The organism is Sinanaerobacter chloroacetimidivorans, from assembly GCF_018128545.1.
GTDB lineage: Bacteria > Bacillota > Clostridia > Peptostreptococcales > Anaerovoracaceae > Sinanaerobacter > Sinanaerobacter chloroacetimidivorans.
Genome location: NZ_JAGSND010000016.1, coordinates 44,527 through 59,028 on the forward strand (window position 1 = coordinate 44,527; position 14,502 = coordinate 59,028).

Below are 14,502 nucleotides of genomic sequence, written 5' to 3' on the forward strand. Positions count from 1 at the left end.
GAGCTAAGAAAGATAATTTTCAATATAAAAGCTAGAAGTTATGTGGAAGAGTTGATTCGAATCCGTTAAGTTGATTCGGGTCAGCTCTTCTATTTTTTCCATTCGGTAGGAAAGACTATTGCGATGAATAAATAAAGCAGCAGCGGTCTGAGTTGCATTATACTGGCATTCGATGTACTTTCTGAGCGTCTCATAAAGGAATGTACTATTTTTCTCATCATATTGCTTTAATATTTTAAGTGCTGGATTTACAAATTCGGATAGATCCTTTTGATTTGGATAGTGTGACAGCAAATCATAAAAAGCAAATGCATCATAAGAAAGTATGGTATCCGACATATCCAATTTTAATGATAAATTATGTAAAAAAAGACATTGTTCAAAATAATTTCGACAGCTGAAAATATTAGTAAAATTCTGGCTTATATAAAGGTTTTTCGAGACTTTTGGAAGAAGCTCACGAAGTTTTTTCTTTTCTGTTTCTTTCAAATCGAGTGTATTAGATAATGCAATCAATGCCACAATATAACCTTTGTAATGGGTGATGTAGGCCTGAGGAAAGACAAGGCAGAGTCGTTCCAGGGCAAAACTTTCCCATTGCTTCTCATCGGATAATGTACCGCATGCAGCGACAAGACAGCACATATTCTTTGGAGGCTCTATTTTGGAAGCTTTCATTCGAATGGATATGTTTTCGAACTGCTTATCATCTAACAGATGGTAAAGTAGAATGCTCTTGAGTGATCCATGAATACCTGCAAAATCAGGATTTTTGCTTAATATATCGCTCATTACATAGCTAATGTTTGGTAGCATTTCACGTTGCATTAAATTGAGAGGTGTCTTTTCTTCGAGCATAATCGTATAGCCAATTAATGAATTATTCCAAAAAATTTTACTGCATAATTTGCTATGAGGCGATGCGGGACAATCTAGTACATAGGATATAGAATTAATTGGAGAAACCGTATTTGCCATGATTTCATTGACAGCAGTAATGAATTCGTAAGTACAATAACCACGCGCAATATTTTCCTTCCATAGATGATCTGTTATTTCAAAATTATCTGAATAGAGTAACACTTTAAATCCAGTATCAATTACGATGACTGGATTTTTTAGTTTCTGCGCGGCAGCATTTACAATTGTTTGCCCATTATCACCACGGATGGACATAGCAATGAGTTGTGAAAAGTCATTGGATAACTGCAGGGATTCATAAAATAATCGGTGCACATAATTGAATACAGAAGAGAGGTCTTCTGGTTGTATGAAGGCAAAATTTCCGTTGGGCAAAGACTGTTTGGTAAGGGGGGTAATGGAAATTAATTGTTCTGGGAGTAAAATTTTCGGGTTAAGAGAGGATAAGTCTCCAATGTATAAAATTCCATCTTCAAAACTGCTAGCTTTTGCATCCAAAAGCTGAATATCCGTAATTTTATCAACATTTGCATCACTTACAATTGTTATTTTGTAGTCAGATTTTAAGTTCTCCATGATATGTCGAAACTGCATAAAATATGCTCCTTTCCATACTGTGCAACTAGCACAAACATAACAAGATTCATTCGTTCAAAGCACCCGTTTATAACGGTATTTGGATGTGTTAATATTATAACAAGAAACGAAAAGCCTGACAAGTCAAAATATAAGGAGGATTTTAAAAATGAAGTATGAAAAATTGTTTCAAAAAGGAATGATTGGTAAACTTGAACTAAAGAACCGTATCGTGATGCCTGCCATGGGCGTTTCACTGGCTAGTTCTACCGGTGAAGCAAGTGATGAAATGATTCGCTATTACGAAGAACGTGCCAAAGGAGAATGCGGTCTCATTATAACGGAGATCACAAGAGTTGATGATATCTACGGTGTGGGAACTTCCAATCAATTAGCAGTAACAGATGGGAAAGACATCCCAAGACTTCAAAGACTAGCAGATGCGGTACATAAATATGATGCAAAGATATTTGTTCAGCTACATCATCCAGGAAGACAGACCTATAGTAGATTACTTGATGGAAAGCAAATCGTAGCTCCATCTGCTGTTATGTGTAATGTAGTCAAAGAAATGCCTCGAGCTCTGACTACGGAGGAATGTGAAGGCATTATGAAAGCTTTCGTAAAGGGTGCAGTTATAGCAAAGTCAGCAGGTATTGATGGAGTAGAAATTCATGCCGCACATGGCTATTTGATTGATCAGTTTTTATCTCCATATACTAACAAGAGAACGGATAAATACGGCGGAAGCTTCCACAACCGTATTCGTATCTTGGAAGAGATGATTACAGCAATCAAACATTTATGTGGTCCTGATTTCCCAATCAGTGTTCGTATCAGTGGAGACGAATTCGTAGAAGGTGGATTAAAATTAGAGGATTCCATCAAAATCGCGCGCACTCTGGAAAGCTATGGAGTCGATGCAATCAATGTTAGTTCTGGTATCTATGAATCTGGTGCAACCATTGTCGAGCCAGGCTCTTATCCACAAGGTTGGAAAAAACATTTGGCTACGGAGATACGTAAAAATGTAAAAATTCCTGTGATTGCAGTCAACAATATCAAACAGCCATGCGTAGCAGAGCAGCTCCTTGAAGAGGGAGTTTGTGATTTTATTGGAATCGGAAGAGGACAGTTAGCCGATGAAGAGTGGGCAAAGAAAGCGAAAACCGGACGCGAAGATGAAATCAGAAGCTGTATTGGATGTCTACACTGTTTTAAGACTTTAAATACAGGAAAACACATTTCATGTGCTGTTAACCCAAGAGTTGGACGAGAACTTGAATATAAAGATTACGAAAAAGATGGAAAGAATCAAGTGGTTGCAGTAATCGGAGGCGGACCAGGCGGAATGCAGGCAGCCTTAGTATTAGCGAAACGAAATTATAAAGTAGTTCTATTTGAGAAGAGCGCTGAACTTGGTGGTACATTAAACATTGCAGATAAACCTTTATTGAAAGAAAAAATTACATTACTGAAAAACGGAATGAAAACACAAGTAGAAAAAAATAACATTGAAGTGCGCCTAGGCACCAATGCAACGGTAGAAATGGTGAAAGAATTAAATCCAGTCGGAGTTTTTGTTGCCTGTGGAGCTTCACCAGTTGTTCCGAAATTACCGGGTATTGAAAATAGCAAAGTAGTGACAGCAGAAGATGTACTTAGTGGAAAAGTAAAAGCTGTAGGAAAAGTTGCCGTGATTGGTTCCGGATTAACTGGATGTGAAACTGCTGAAACATTGGCAGAGCAAGGCCATAGCGTTTCCTTAATCGAAATGGCTAAGACCATTGGACCTGGAATATATCCATCCATTTTAATGGATTTAATGGGAAAATTCAGAAAGTTCAATCCACAGATTTTGCCAGGTCATAGACTTGCAGCGGTTACGGATAAAGGCGTACTTGTTGTTAATGTTGCAAACGGACAAAAAATGGAAGTAGAAGCAGATACGGTTGTACTTGCGCTTGGTGTTTCTCCTCGCAGGGGCGTGGTTTCAGAATTTGAAGCTTCGTTTGATGAGGTTCGTGTTATTGGAGATGCATCAAGGGGCGGTAGTATTGTGGAAGCAGTAGCAGATGGATTTGGTAAAGCATTCGTATTTTAGATAAGTGCCGTTAAGGCGGCGGATAGGAGAGCAAATATGAAGGATTTTAAAGGAAAAGTAGCAGTAATTACCGGAGCAGGTAATGGGTTCGGCGTTGAAATTGCAAAGGAATGTGCCATTCGTAATATGAAAATGGTTCTAGTTGATATTGAAGGTGAGGATGTTGAACGCACAAAGAAATTGGTAGAGTCTATGGGTGCAGTAGCAGTTTCTCTTACGGCAGATGTAAGCCTTCTCGAAGAAGTAAAAAAGATGGTGGATATTACCATCGAAAACTTTGGACAGATTGATTTACTCTTTAATAATGCAGGTGTAGCAATTCCAGGTTATATCTGGGAACTTCCAATGCGTGACTGGGATTGGATTGTAAGCATTAATGTCATGAGTCAGGTATATGCAATGAACCTTGCCATTCCTATCATGTTAAAGCAAGGAACACCTTGTCATATCATTAATACAGCTTCTGTTGCAGGACTTATTACATCCGATGGAATGCCAGCATATCATACAACAAAGCATGCATCCGTAGCACTTTCAGAAAGTGTAAGCTATGATTTACAAAAAATAAATGCAAATATAAAGGTTTCTGTGCTTTGTCCTGGATTTGTGCAAACAGATCTGCATCACTATGAAAAACATAGACCAGAACGATTTAGCGCGGTGGAAGATCCATATTATCAAAGTGATTCTTTTAAAATGCATCAGGCAATCGCAGAACATGTAGTGACCACAGGAATTCCGGTTGACAGCATTGGTATGAGCGTATTTAATGCAATTGAAGACGAAGATTTCTACATATTAACGCACCCAATTTACTCCACCTTAATCGGAAAGAGAGTAAAGGATATGTTAGAAGGAAAAGGTCCAGATTTAAAGGCACTACGTGGATAATTTTAACTTAAATGTCAATTTTTATGTGTTATAATAAAACCACAAAGATAAAAACACGTCCCGGTAGGTAGTCCGGGAGCAGCATAAGCTGTCAGTAACCTGCCTCCTTGGTTGTCCATTCTTTGTTCATCTAATTCTTTAAGGAGGGAATAAAATGGACAAAGTATGTGAAATATTGCAGGTATTGTTTGAGGAACCATTCTGGATTGGTGTATTTGAAAAAAGACAAGAAGGAAAACTTAGCGTATGTAAAGTCACATTTGGTGCAGAACCAAAAGACTACGAAGTTAAAAATTTTGTACTTTCGAATTACTATAATCTTCGATTTGGACCAACTGTTGAATTTAAAATGAAGGAGAAAGAAAAAGTAAATCCAAAGCGTCGCCAAAGGGAAGTAAAAAAACAATTAAAAAACGCAACCATTGGTACAAAGTCCCAGCAGGCAATCAAGTTAGGACAAGAAGAGGTAAAACTTGATCGTAAAATAGCGTCAAAAAAACGATGTGAGGAAGAAAAAGCTTTTCAATTCGCTTTAAAACAACAGAAGAAAAAAGAAAAACACAAGGGCAGGTAACTGCCCTTTCGTTTTATTTTATCCATGTTATGCTAAAACATGTTATGTTAAAATGGAGGTATGTGAAATGGGAGAATTAGCGAATCTATTCAATATCGGAAAAGAAGTGGAACGACAGTTAAATGAGGTAGGTATTACAACGGAAGATGCGCTAAGGCAGATTGGAAGCAAAGATGCCTGGTTAAGAATCAAGAAAATAGATGATTCAGCCTGCATACACCGACTATACGCATTGGAGGGGGCAATCGAAGGGATAAAAAAATCCCAGTTAAGCCCTGAGAAAAAAGAAGAACTGAAAGAATTTTATCGGATACAGACTGCATTATAGTTTCATATAGATTGGAGGCAGAAGATGATAAAACCAAAGGAATTAAAAGTAGGAGACAAGGTAGCCATCGTTAGTCTATCAAGTGGTATGCTTGGCGAAGATTTTGCGAATCATAATTTAATTTTAGGACAAAAGAGGCTACAGGAACTTGGATTAGTACCAGTTTTTATGCCAAATTCATTAAAGGGGATTACATATTTAAAGGAACATCCAGAAGCGAGGGCACAGGACTTAAAGGAAGCTTTTACGGATCCTCAAATCAAAGGAATTATTTGTGCGATTGGAGGAGATGATACCTATCGACTGTTACCGTATTTACTTGAAGATAAAGAATTTATCGATAGTGTAAGAAATAATCCAAAGTTATTTACGGGATTTTCTGATACGACAATCAATCACCTAATGTTTTATAAGCTTGGAATGACAAGTTTTTATGGACCAACCTTTGTCTGTGATTTAGCAGAATTGGATCATGATATGCTTCCATACACAAAGGAAGCTTTTTTGCAATACTTTCATAAAAAGGAGAAAACTCCAATAGTATCTAGCCTTTACTGGTATGAAGAACGAACCGATTTTTCAGAGAATGCAATTGGTACGAGCCGCGTACTGCATGAAGAAGTTAGAGGCTTTGACGTAATCCAGGGTCAAGGGGTTGTTAGAGGAAAATTGTTAGGAGGGTGTCTGGAAAGTCTATATGATATTCTGAGTAATACCAGATATCTGGTATTATCATCATAGATTTTATCAATATGGAAAAAGAAGAAGCGAAAGAGCGCCTGATGCAGGAATTACGTCGATTGCTTGATAAAGATCCAATCAAGACTACGGTTGTAGATATGACCGCATTGAACCTGGTAGAAGTGACACGCAAAAAGGTAAGAAAACCTCTTGCAGAACAGTGTAAATTTTTTCGATAAAGGATAGTCATAGATATAGGATTTTAATATTGAAACACAAAAAAAGAAACAGGCGACTGTTTCTTTTTTTGTGTACTTATCTATGCTCCTTCGCATAGATCACATAATTGATACCCTGTGTTAACACACCTGATACTTACGAATGGCTCCTGTATTCCAACGGAGTGCATTTTGTTTCTTTTTTAAATAATTTAATAAAATATCCGCAATCATCATAGCCGAGATATTCCGATATGGTTCGCACGGACCAGTCTGTAGAATGAAGCAGTTCTTTGGCATGATCGATCTTTTGCTGATTCACATAATAGGAGAGATTGCCCTGGTTCATTTTTGCGAATAGTTTGCTGAAATAGCTAGGGGATATATTGCACAAAGCAGCCATTTTCTCAAGAGTAATGGACTCCTGCGGATTTTTTTTGATGTACTGCAGGGCTGGGGCAATAATCTGATTCGTTTCTTTTTTATGTAGCCGGTTAATTGTCTGTATTCTGCTGTATTCTTCCGTTTCGGTGCCATATTTCGAAGAAACAGAAGCGGAGGTCTTGGAATATTGAGATAATAAGGACTTAAGTTCGGCCTCTTCAATGCAGTAATTCCCAACATGCAGCAACATATTCGCTAAGGCAATGATTTTCTCAAATCGCATCACAGGAAGTTTATCATAACTTGCTTTTAAATCATCGTTCATGGAGGTAATTGGATGGTTGACATTAGGAAGGATATGTTCGGGCTCAAGGTCCATATCCTCTGCTGCAAGCAGTACCTGTCCCGCCATAAATGCTCCCAGATACAGGTCATTAATAAGAATGGGAATTGCAAAATCAACCAGCCCGGCATGGCAGGTATACAGATACGGTCTATGGATACGTGCCGCTTCTAATCCGCCATGGGAATCACATTTTTCACAGTAGACACCATGTTTGGAGGCACGGACTTTCTGACAGAATTCACTGCAGTTGCTGTGACGGGTCAGAGGTCTGCCCAGATAATCCACGGTAATGAACGCAAGATCCGTTGCAGCAGCAAAGTCATCTTGGATTTTTTGAAATTTCATTGGATTGACGATCTGGTCAATCTCGCGAAAGGTTGTTTGCATAAGAGTCCTCCTGTTGGTGTGTATCAATAAATAGGAAAATATTGCACACTGTGCCATATAATACGATTATACACAGTGCAAGTGTGATTGTCAATATAGCCAAAACAAAAGGATAAGCGCACACGAATCTATATAGATTGCATAAAATGCGACCAGAAGTGCCAGATTCTACCCAGCCCTCCGCTATATATTTCTATGGCAATTTCGTATGACTGTGTGGATTCCTTTCATGTAATTTACGGACTTTTTTTCTATAATGACAGTACAAACAGCGGACCAGACAAAGATAAGGTCTGCATAACCTATGGAAGGTTGAAAGGAGTACGCGATGAGAAAAGCATTTATATGTCCATCCAAATATGTACAGGGTGAAGACGAATTATTGAATTTGGGGTATTTTGTGAAGGAATTTGGTGCGTCGGCATTGTTGATCGCCCATCCGGACGATGTGGCAAGAGTAAAAAGCAAATTAGATGTAACTGCGAAAAAGTTTGACATTACTTTTGTGGAAAGCAGTTTCTGTGGTGAGTGCTCCAGAACAGAAGTAGCGAGACTTCAGCAGGTAGCAAAGGAAAATGGATGCGCATGTACCATTGGATTAGGCGGTGGAAAAGCTATTGATACCGCAAAATGTGTTGCCCAGGGAGAACATCTGATCATCGTTCCTACCATAGCTGCAACCGATGCCCCAACGAGCCATTCTGCCGTGCTTTACACAGAAGAAGGCGCATTTGATGACTATGCTTATTTCAAGCAGAATCCGGATGTGGTACTGATTGATACTACGGTAATCGCCATGGCACCGACTCGCTTCCTGGTGTCTGGAATGGGCGATGCACTTTCTACTTATTTTGAGGCCCGTGCAACTTCCACATCCTTTTCAAATGTAAATGCAGGCCTGCCATGCGGATTCCGCGAGGGCGTCTGTGGGGAAGCCAAAGGAACCAATGCGGCATTAGCACTTGCTACCTTATGCTATCAGACACTGATAACAGACGGCTATCAGGCAAAAGTAGCCTCAGATCACAACATGGTGACAGCGGCTCTTGAGAACATCATAGAAACCAATATACTCTTATCAGGTCTTGGCTTTGAAAGCGGCGGTCTTTCTGCAGCACATGCCATTCATAACGGACTTACCATGCTAGAAGGAACCCATCGCTATTTCCACGGAGAAAAAGTGGCATTTGGAACCATCGCACAGCTGGTACTTGAGAATGCACCAAGAGAGGAATTAGAAGAAGTCATCGAGTTCTGTCTTGAAGTAGGTCTGCCTGTCTGCTTAGAAGACATCGGCGTTCCTGCAATTACACAGGAAGAACTGATGCAGGTCGCAGCCAAATCCTGTATTCCAGATGAATCTATCCATTCCATGCCATGTCCAATTACAGCAGAAGCTGTTGCAGCAGCCATCATCACAGCAGATTCCATTGGTATGGACTATAAGAATAGAAATTGAGAGGTATCCTATGAAAAAAATTATGAACCAGCCTGAAACCTTTGTAAAGGAAATGTGCCAGGGCCTTGTCTGTGCCCATCCGGAACTGCGTTTCAATGAAAAATATAAAATTATCACAAAAAAAGAAATCAATCCAAACAAAGTCAGCCTGATCAGCGGTGGCGGCAGTGGCCACGAACCAGCCCATGCTGGATTTGTCGGAACAGGAATGCTAGATGCAGCCGTGTGTGGCGATGTATTTGCCTCACCATCCCAGATACAGGTATACCAGGCGATAAAAGAAACGGCAAGCACTATGGGAACCTTACTGATCATCAAAAATTACAGCGGGGACATGATGAACTTTCAGAACGCCTCCTACCTTGCAGGAGAAGATGGCATCGACGTGGATTATGTCAAAGTAGAGGATGACATTGCAGTGTGTGACAGTCTCTATACGGTAGGACGCCGTGGTGTAGCAGGAACTGTTCTGGTCCATAAGATAGCAGGAGCCTGTGCAGAACAAGGGAAAAGTCTAGCCGAAGTCAAAGCGGCGGCTCAAAAAGCGGCAGCAAATGTGAGAAGCATTGGATTTGCATTTACCTCCTGTACCGTTCCTGCAAAAGGCACTCCGACCTTTGCAATCGGGGAAGACGAGATGGAATATGGCGTGGGAATTCACGGCGAACCTGGTATCAAAAGAGAGAAAGTCATACCTGCAGATGCCCTGGCAAACCGCATGATAGATGCTCTTTTAGCAGACCTTAAGATAGACGGTACCTCCGATACAGAGATTGCTTTACTGGTGAACGGATTTGGGAGTACACCATTACAGGAACTCTATCTGCTCAACCATTCGGTAGTAAAGGAATTACAGAGCAGACACGTGACCATCCATCGTATCTTTGTTGGAAATTATATGACAAGCATCGACATGGCAGGCGCTTCTGTATCCATCTTAAAGCTGGATGAGGAATTAAAAGCATTTTTAAACCAAAGATGTGAAACACCTGGTTTTAAAGTAGACGGTCCGTCTGATCCGGTCCCAATGGCACACGATACCACACAGGCTACAGAAGCAGGGAATGTATCCTTTACAACGGAGACCGATCCTGTCCATGCAAAAGTAGCCGCACATACAGTCAGCCTGGGTAATGTAATCTATATGATCGATAAGATGAGCGAATGCATCATTAAAAATGAAATTCCATTTTGTGAACTCGACTCCCATGCCGGAGACGGTGACTTTGGAATGAGCATTGCAAAAGGGTTCAAACAGCTAAAGAGAGAATGGCAGGAGATCCTGTCCTCAAAAGCAGACAACATAGGTACTTTCTTAGAAGCCTGTTCCATTGTAATCATGGAGCATTGTGGCGGAGCATCAGGTCCGATCTGGGGATCTGCATTCCGTGCAGCAGGAAAATATGCAACAGAGAAAACAGAACTGACGACTCTTGAGTATGCCGAAATGATGCAAAAAATAGTTGCTGGCATTCAAAAGACCGGAGAACGTTCCTTTGGCCGTGGAGCTGTAGTAGGCGATAAGACTCTTATTGATGCCCTTGCACCATGTGCTGATGCATGGATGGACTGTGCACAAAAAGGTGACTCTATCAAAGTGGCACTGGAAAAAGGAGCTCAGGCTGCCAGAGAAGGTGCTAAAAAGACAGAAGACATTGTTGCAAGAATGGGACGTGCTGGAACCGTTGGTGAACGTAGTCTTGGATATCCGGATGCAGGTGCCTATGGAATTGGTGTAATTTTTACAGAAGTTGCTGAATCTATGAAGGAAATGTGATAAAATAGTGGAAACAGAAGAACGTGTGGAGATTGGCAACGCATCTCCACAAAATAGGAAAGGGGTATTAAATGATATGATTTTAAAAACTTTTTGTTTTGAATCAGAAGATGGAACCAACGTGTTTGTCTACAATTGGATGCCAGAGGATAAGGTCGCAAAAGGAGTCGTTCAGATTGCCCATGGTATGGCTGAGACAGCTGAGCGGTATGCACGTTTTGCCACCGTTCTGACAGAGCATGGCTATATTGTATATGCAAATGACCACAGAGGACATGGAAAAACAGCAGGTACCTTAAAGAACGTTGGATATCTTGCCGAGAAAAACGGGTTCGACTGGATGGTAAAAGATATGCATCAGCTTACCAATATCATAAAGACTGCACATCCGAACCTTCCCCTTTTCTTATTTGGACACAGCATGGGATCCTTTGCCTCACAGCGCTACCTGATGCTTCACAGCAAAGAACTGACAGGTGCAATTCTTTCCGGTTCCAATGGAAGCGACCCATTGTTGCATAACATAGGCTTCCTGGTGGCGAAGAATGAAGTCCGCAAACAGGGACGTAAGGCAAGCAGTCCGAAGATGAATCAGATGTCCTTCGGAAGCTTCAATAAGCCATTCAAGCCAAATCGCACTGAATATGACTGGTTAAGCAGCGACAATGCCCAGGTGGATGCCTATATCCAGGATCCTTATTGTGGCGGAATCTTTACCACCGGATTCTTCTATGACTTTTTAGAAGGTCTTAAGACCATCGATAAGGTTCAAAATGTAAAACTGGTATCAAAAAACCTGCCAATCTATATTTTTTCCGGTGAAAAGGATCCAGTAGGACGCTTTGGAAAGGGTGTTAAGAAACTCTATCACACCTACAAGAAGTGTGGCATCACAGATGTATCCTTTAAGTTATATCCGGGCAAACGACATGAAATGCTCAATGAGACCAACCGGGATGAAGTAATGAACGATGTGGTGCAATGGCTTGAAAAACAACATCGCGGGGCATAAGGTGGCTTTAGTATAAAGAATGACATCATAAATAAATATTTTTTCTATTTATCAATCAATAGTAATCGAAAAATCAATATATATAATGGGATAGAGACTTAAGCAGTGCTTAGTCTCTGTTTTTATAATGTGACTACCTTCTTCTTATTCTGGATGAAACTTATACCTTGTCCTTTTTAGAGGAAGCTCATTTAGGATATTTGGGTTACGGAACCGGTTTGTATGACAAGTATACACAGGAGCGTCAGGTGCAGTTTCCTTTTGATGTTTATATAGGAAATGTATTCAGGGAGAAGAATACATGGATTACCGTAGGAAATGTAACAAACTTTCGTATTGCCCCTTGGGTTGTAGAGGCTTCCTACACTTTAAAAATGCGGAGTATAGCAAAGAACTCTATTGCAGAACCTTCATGGGAGTCAAAAACAGAGCAGTCGGCCAACTTAAATAATCAGAATTATGTTGCAACGGATACCATGGCAGTAGATGTAAGTGGTAATATCTATGATTTTAAGATTACAAACATCATGGACTATCCACTATGGGAGAATGTGTTCTTAAAACCGGGTTCCATTAAGTCTAACGGTACTGCATTCTCAGTTGGTGTCTATAATAAAAAAGGCGCGCAGACAGGAACCGCAAAGTATACTATGCCTATTATGCCAGGTTCCCACCCTTTCATTGATAATCAGGGAGCAGTAAAACTAGGTTACACCTTCCGCTATTCGTTTACCACAATGGCATCGTTAAATGACAATCGTGATTTTATTCGGGTAGAGCCACGTTTTTATTATGTAAAGAATGATGGCAGTGGAAGACAAGAAGTAGATCTGTATTATCATGATACCGTAAATAAGAAACAGGTATACTTTCTGAAGGTTGGAACAGTTTTGGATCATGATAATGTAAAAAAAGTATCATTGAACAGTCTTGCAAATGTGGTCGAAGAAAAAGAGATTGAAACTACAGCTGAAATGACAGGAAGAAAAGAGGATTCAATCAGATACAAAGAGGTAGATTGTTACAGCCCACAGATGATTACGTTACCATCACAATTGCGTACCTTTGCAGGAAGTACAAATAATGTCCCATCTACTCGTATTAACCAGGCAAAGATGAGTGTACAGAAATGGTATGGGGAATATAGTCTTCCGGCAGAAACCTTTGCAGTGCCAAAGGGATATGACGTTCTTAATGCCGCACGGCTAAAGAATGGTTTATCAGGAAGAGAAGACTTCTGGTTAAAAGACGGGTACATCATCATTAACTTCGATATTGAAACATACCACTACAACAGTACGACTGGAGTAGCAGAACGTCATTTAAGTTATATCAATAAGCAGAACAGCCAGACTTATGGATGCTGTAATATGTGGAAGAAAGAAGGATATACTTATACACGAACTAATTATGGAAAGACTTTTGACCTAACCGATGGTGATACCATGTTCCTATATACGATATATCAGTATGGACGAAAGACCAATGCATCCACAGATTATTCTTCTAGGGGAACGCATTAAAAGTATTAAAAGAACAACGGAGATACAATAAAAGCAGCCAATGGCTGCTTTTATATTTAATAATTATGAAATTAGAAAAATGAGAGCGTTATTCAGTGTAGTTTGGATTCTGATAGTAGTAAAGGATGCAAGACAGACTGCAAGGGTATGTCCTTTTAATTCAACAATAATATCCGCAGTTGTTTCCGGTTCGCTCTTAGAAGAAGGGCAGTGCTGATAAAACAATGTTGTAAGTTCCTTTTCCCTATCCAATTCTTTAATTTCTAATATTTGAAAAGTTGTGACTCTGCATCGTGTCGTAACTATGATCTGAAAATCATTCCGAATAAATTCCTTAAAAAAGGCATCATCTTTTGGCAGCACATTAAAATTATCCAGAATAATCAGACTGTCAGAACGCAATTTCTGCAATGTCTGATAGTGGGTTTTAAATAATTCTTCTTCGGTCATTTCTGCTGTATCGTCAGAAAAGGAAAGACTTGCGATACATTTCTTTAAACTTCCTTCGTAATGAAAAAATAGAATGTTATTATATTTCTTTATGTTTTTACTTGCATAGGCTTTGGAAAACTCACTTTTACCAATTCCAGCAATACCAGTGACAAATAACAAAGAATGCTCTTGTAAAAGTGACGATGCTTCCTTAAGTTCTTCTTTTCTTCCAAGAAAAGTTTTGGTTGCAGTAGGTACTTTGGCAGATAGCAGTTTATCGGATAAATCCGGTGAATATAGTGTGCCATGCGTATGATCATTTAAGATGGCATAACGCACTACTTCTGCAAAGAAGCCCTCCAAAGTTGGAACTTCCAGCATTTCATCAGCTTTCTTATCGCCAATCACATCTCTACTGTCATTAATCAGTTCTTCCAACTGGGAACGAGCCTGTGATTCATTAATTAGGTTTGAAATAATCTTATCTCTGAAATCATCTTTCATAAAATCAAAATTATTATCATCCTCATATGTCCGGATAATCTCCATAGGAATCGGTCTTGCGCCACTACACCAATAGCTATATTTACTTGCATCAGCATCAGTAAGTTCGAAATCTTCACTGTCATGTAAACAGACAGAGAATAGGTTTCGTACTAGCTGGTGCTGTTGATATGTTTTCTTTTTATTTTCTAGAAGAATGCCTATGACATTCGAAAAGGTAAGTCTGTTTTTCAACTTAATCACTCCGTTTCAAAAATTTTGTTAAGTCTATGCTAAGTCTCCGTCAATAGTTGGGAGATATTTTCGTTGGTATCATTAACTCATAAATTGGTAGCCAGATGAAACCGTAATCACATTTCAAGGATATCAAAAGTATAACACATTA

At 39.7% G+C, this 14,502-nt stretch carries 13 protein-coding genes; 10 read left to right on the forward strand and 3 right to left on the reverse strand.

Annotation, left to right across the window (positions count from 1 at the left end; translation table 11 throughout):
- Positions 1–3: 3 nt before the first annotated feature.
- The gene (locus KCX82_RS18030) at positions 4–1,515 is read right to left on the reverse strand and encodes a PucR family transcriptional regulator (protein WP_227019881.1); all 1,512 of its coding nucleotides are present in this window, start codon (positions 1,513–1,515) and stop codon (positions 4–6) included.
- Between the two features lie 151 nt (positions 1,516–1,666).
- Between KCX82_RS18030 and KCX82_RS18035 the strand changes: the two genes are divergently transcribed.
- The 6 genes from KCX82_RS18035 (at position 1,667) to KCX82_RS18060 (ending at position 6,314) form a co-directional block, all read left to right on the forward strand.
- A complete protein-coding gene (locus KCX82_RS18035) occupies positions 1,667–3,601 on the forward strand; it encodes an NAD(P)/FAD-dependent oxidoreductase (protein WP_227019882.1) in 1,935 nt (644 codons plus the stop codon).
- A 36-nt stretch (positions 3,602–3,637) separates the two neighbouring features.
- Positions 3,638–4,492 (forward strand): SDR family NAD(P)-dependent oxidoreductase, encoded by an 855-nt coding sequence (locus tag KCX82_RS18040; protein WP_227019883.1) that lies wholly within the window; start codon positions 3,638–3,640, stop codon positions 4,490–4,492.
- Positions 4,493–4,646: 154 nt separating this feature from the next.
- Positions 4,647–5,066, forward strand: coding sequence for a YjdF family protein (locus KCX82_RS18045; protein ID WP_227019884.1), 420 nt, complete (start codon positions 4,647–4,649; stop codon positions 5,064–5,066).
- Between the two features lie 67 nt (positions 5,067–5,133).
- The gene (locus KCX82_RS18050; protein ID WP_227019885.1) at positions 5,134–5,394 is read left to right on the forward strand and encodes a TfoX/Sxy family protein; all 261 of its coding nucleotides are present in this window, start codon (positions 5,134–5,136) and stop codon (positions 5,392–5,394) included.
- A gap of 24 nt (positions 5,395–5,418) precedes the next feature.
- The gene (locus KCX82_RS18055) at positions 5,419–6,135 is read left to right on the forward strand and encodes a S66 family peptidase (RefSeq protein WP_227019886.1); all 717 of its coding nucleotides are present in this window, start codon (positions 5,419–5,421) and stop codon (positions 6,133–6,135) included.
- A gap of 11 nt (positions 6,136–6,146) precedes the next feature.
- Positions 6,147–6,314, forward strand: coding sequence for a ribonuclease E/G (locus tag KCX82_RS18060; protein WP_405127713.1), 168 nt, complete (start codon positions 6,147–6,149; stop codon positions 6,312–6,314).
- Between the two features lie 136 nt (positions 6,315–6,450).
- Here KCX82_RS18060 and KCX82_RS18065 read toward each other — a convergent pair whose 3' ends face one another.
- Complete coding sequence (locus KCX82_RS18065) at positions 6,451–7,410, reverse strand: PocR ligand-binding domain-containing protein (protein WP_227019887.1); 960 nt, start codon at positions 7,408–7,410, stop codon at positions 6,451–6,453.
- Positions 7,411–7,738: 328 nt separating this feature from the next.
- On the opposite strand from KCX82_RS18065, the gene KCX82_RS18070 reads away from it, so the two are divergent.
- The 4 genes from KCX82_RS18070 to KCX82_RS18085 all read left to right on the forward strand — a co-directional run bounded on the left by KCX82_RS18070 (position 7,739) and on the right by KCX82_RS18085 (position 13,181).
- Positions 7,739–8,869 carry a glycerol dehydrogenase gene (locus tag KCX82_RS18070; protein WP_227019888.1) on the forward strand — a complete coding sequence of 377 codons (1,131 nt, stop codon included), beginning with the start codon at positions 7,739–7,741 and terminating at the stop codon, positions 8,867–8,869.
- A 10-nt stretch (positions 8,870–8,879) separates the two neighbouring features.
- Positions 8,880–10,646, forward strand: a complete 1,767-nt coding sequence (dhaK, locus tag KCX82_RS18075) for a dihydroxyacetone kinase subunit DhaK (protein ID WP_227019889.1) — start codon at positions 8,880–8,882, stop codon at positions 10,644–10,646.
- 76 nt (positions 10,647–10,722) lie between these two features.
- Positions 10,723–11,658 (forward strand): alpha/beta hydrolase, encoded by a 936-nt coding sequence (locus KCX82_RS18080; protein WP_227019890.1) that lies wholly within the window; start codon positions 10,723–10,725, stop codon positions 11,656–11,658.
- Positions 11,659–11,825: 167 nt separating this feature from the next.
- Positions 11,826–13,181 carry a hypothetical protein gene (locus KCX82_RS18085; RefSeq protein ID WP_227019891.1) on the forward strand — a complete coding sequence of 452 codons (1,356 nt, stop codon included), beginning with the start codon at positions 11,826–11,828 and terminating at the stop codon, positions 13,179–13,181.
- 63 nt (positions 13,182–13,244) lie between these two features.
- Here the strand turns inward: KCX82_RS18085 and KCX82_RS18090 are convergent, their stop codons facing one another.
- The gene (locus tag KCX82_RS18090) at positions 13,245–14,351 is read right to left on the reverse strand and encodes an NACHT domain-containing protein (protein ID WP_227019892.1); all 1,107 of its coding nucleotides are present in this window, start codon (positions 14,349–14,351) and stop codon (positions 13,245–13,247) included.
- Positions 14,352–14,502: the final 151 nt, after the last annotated feature.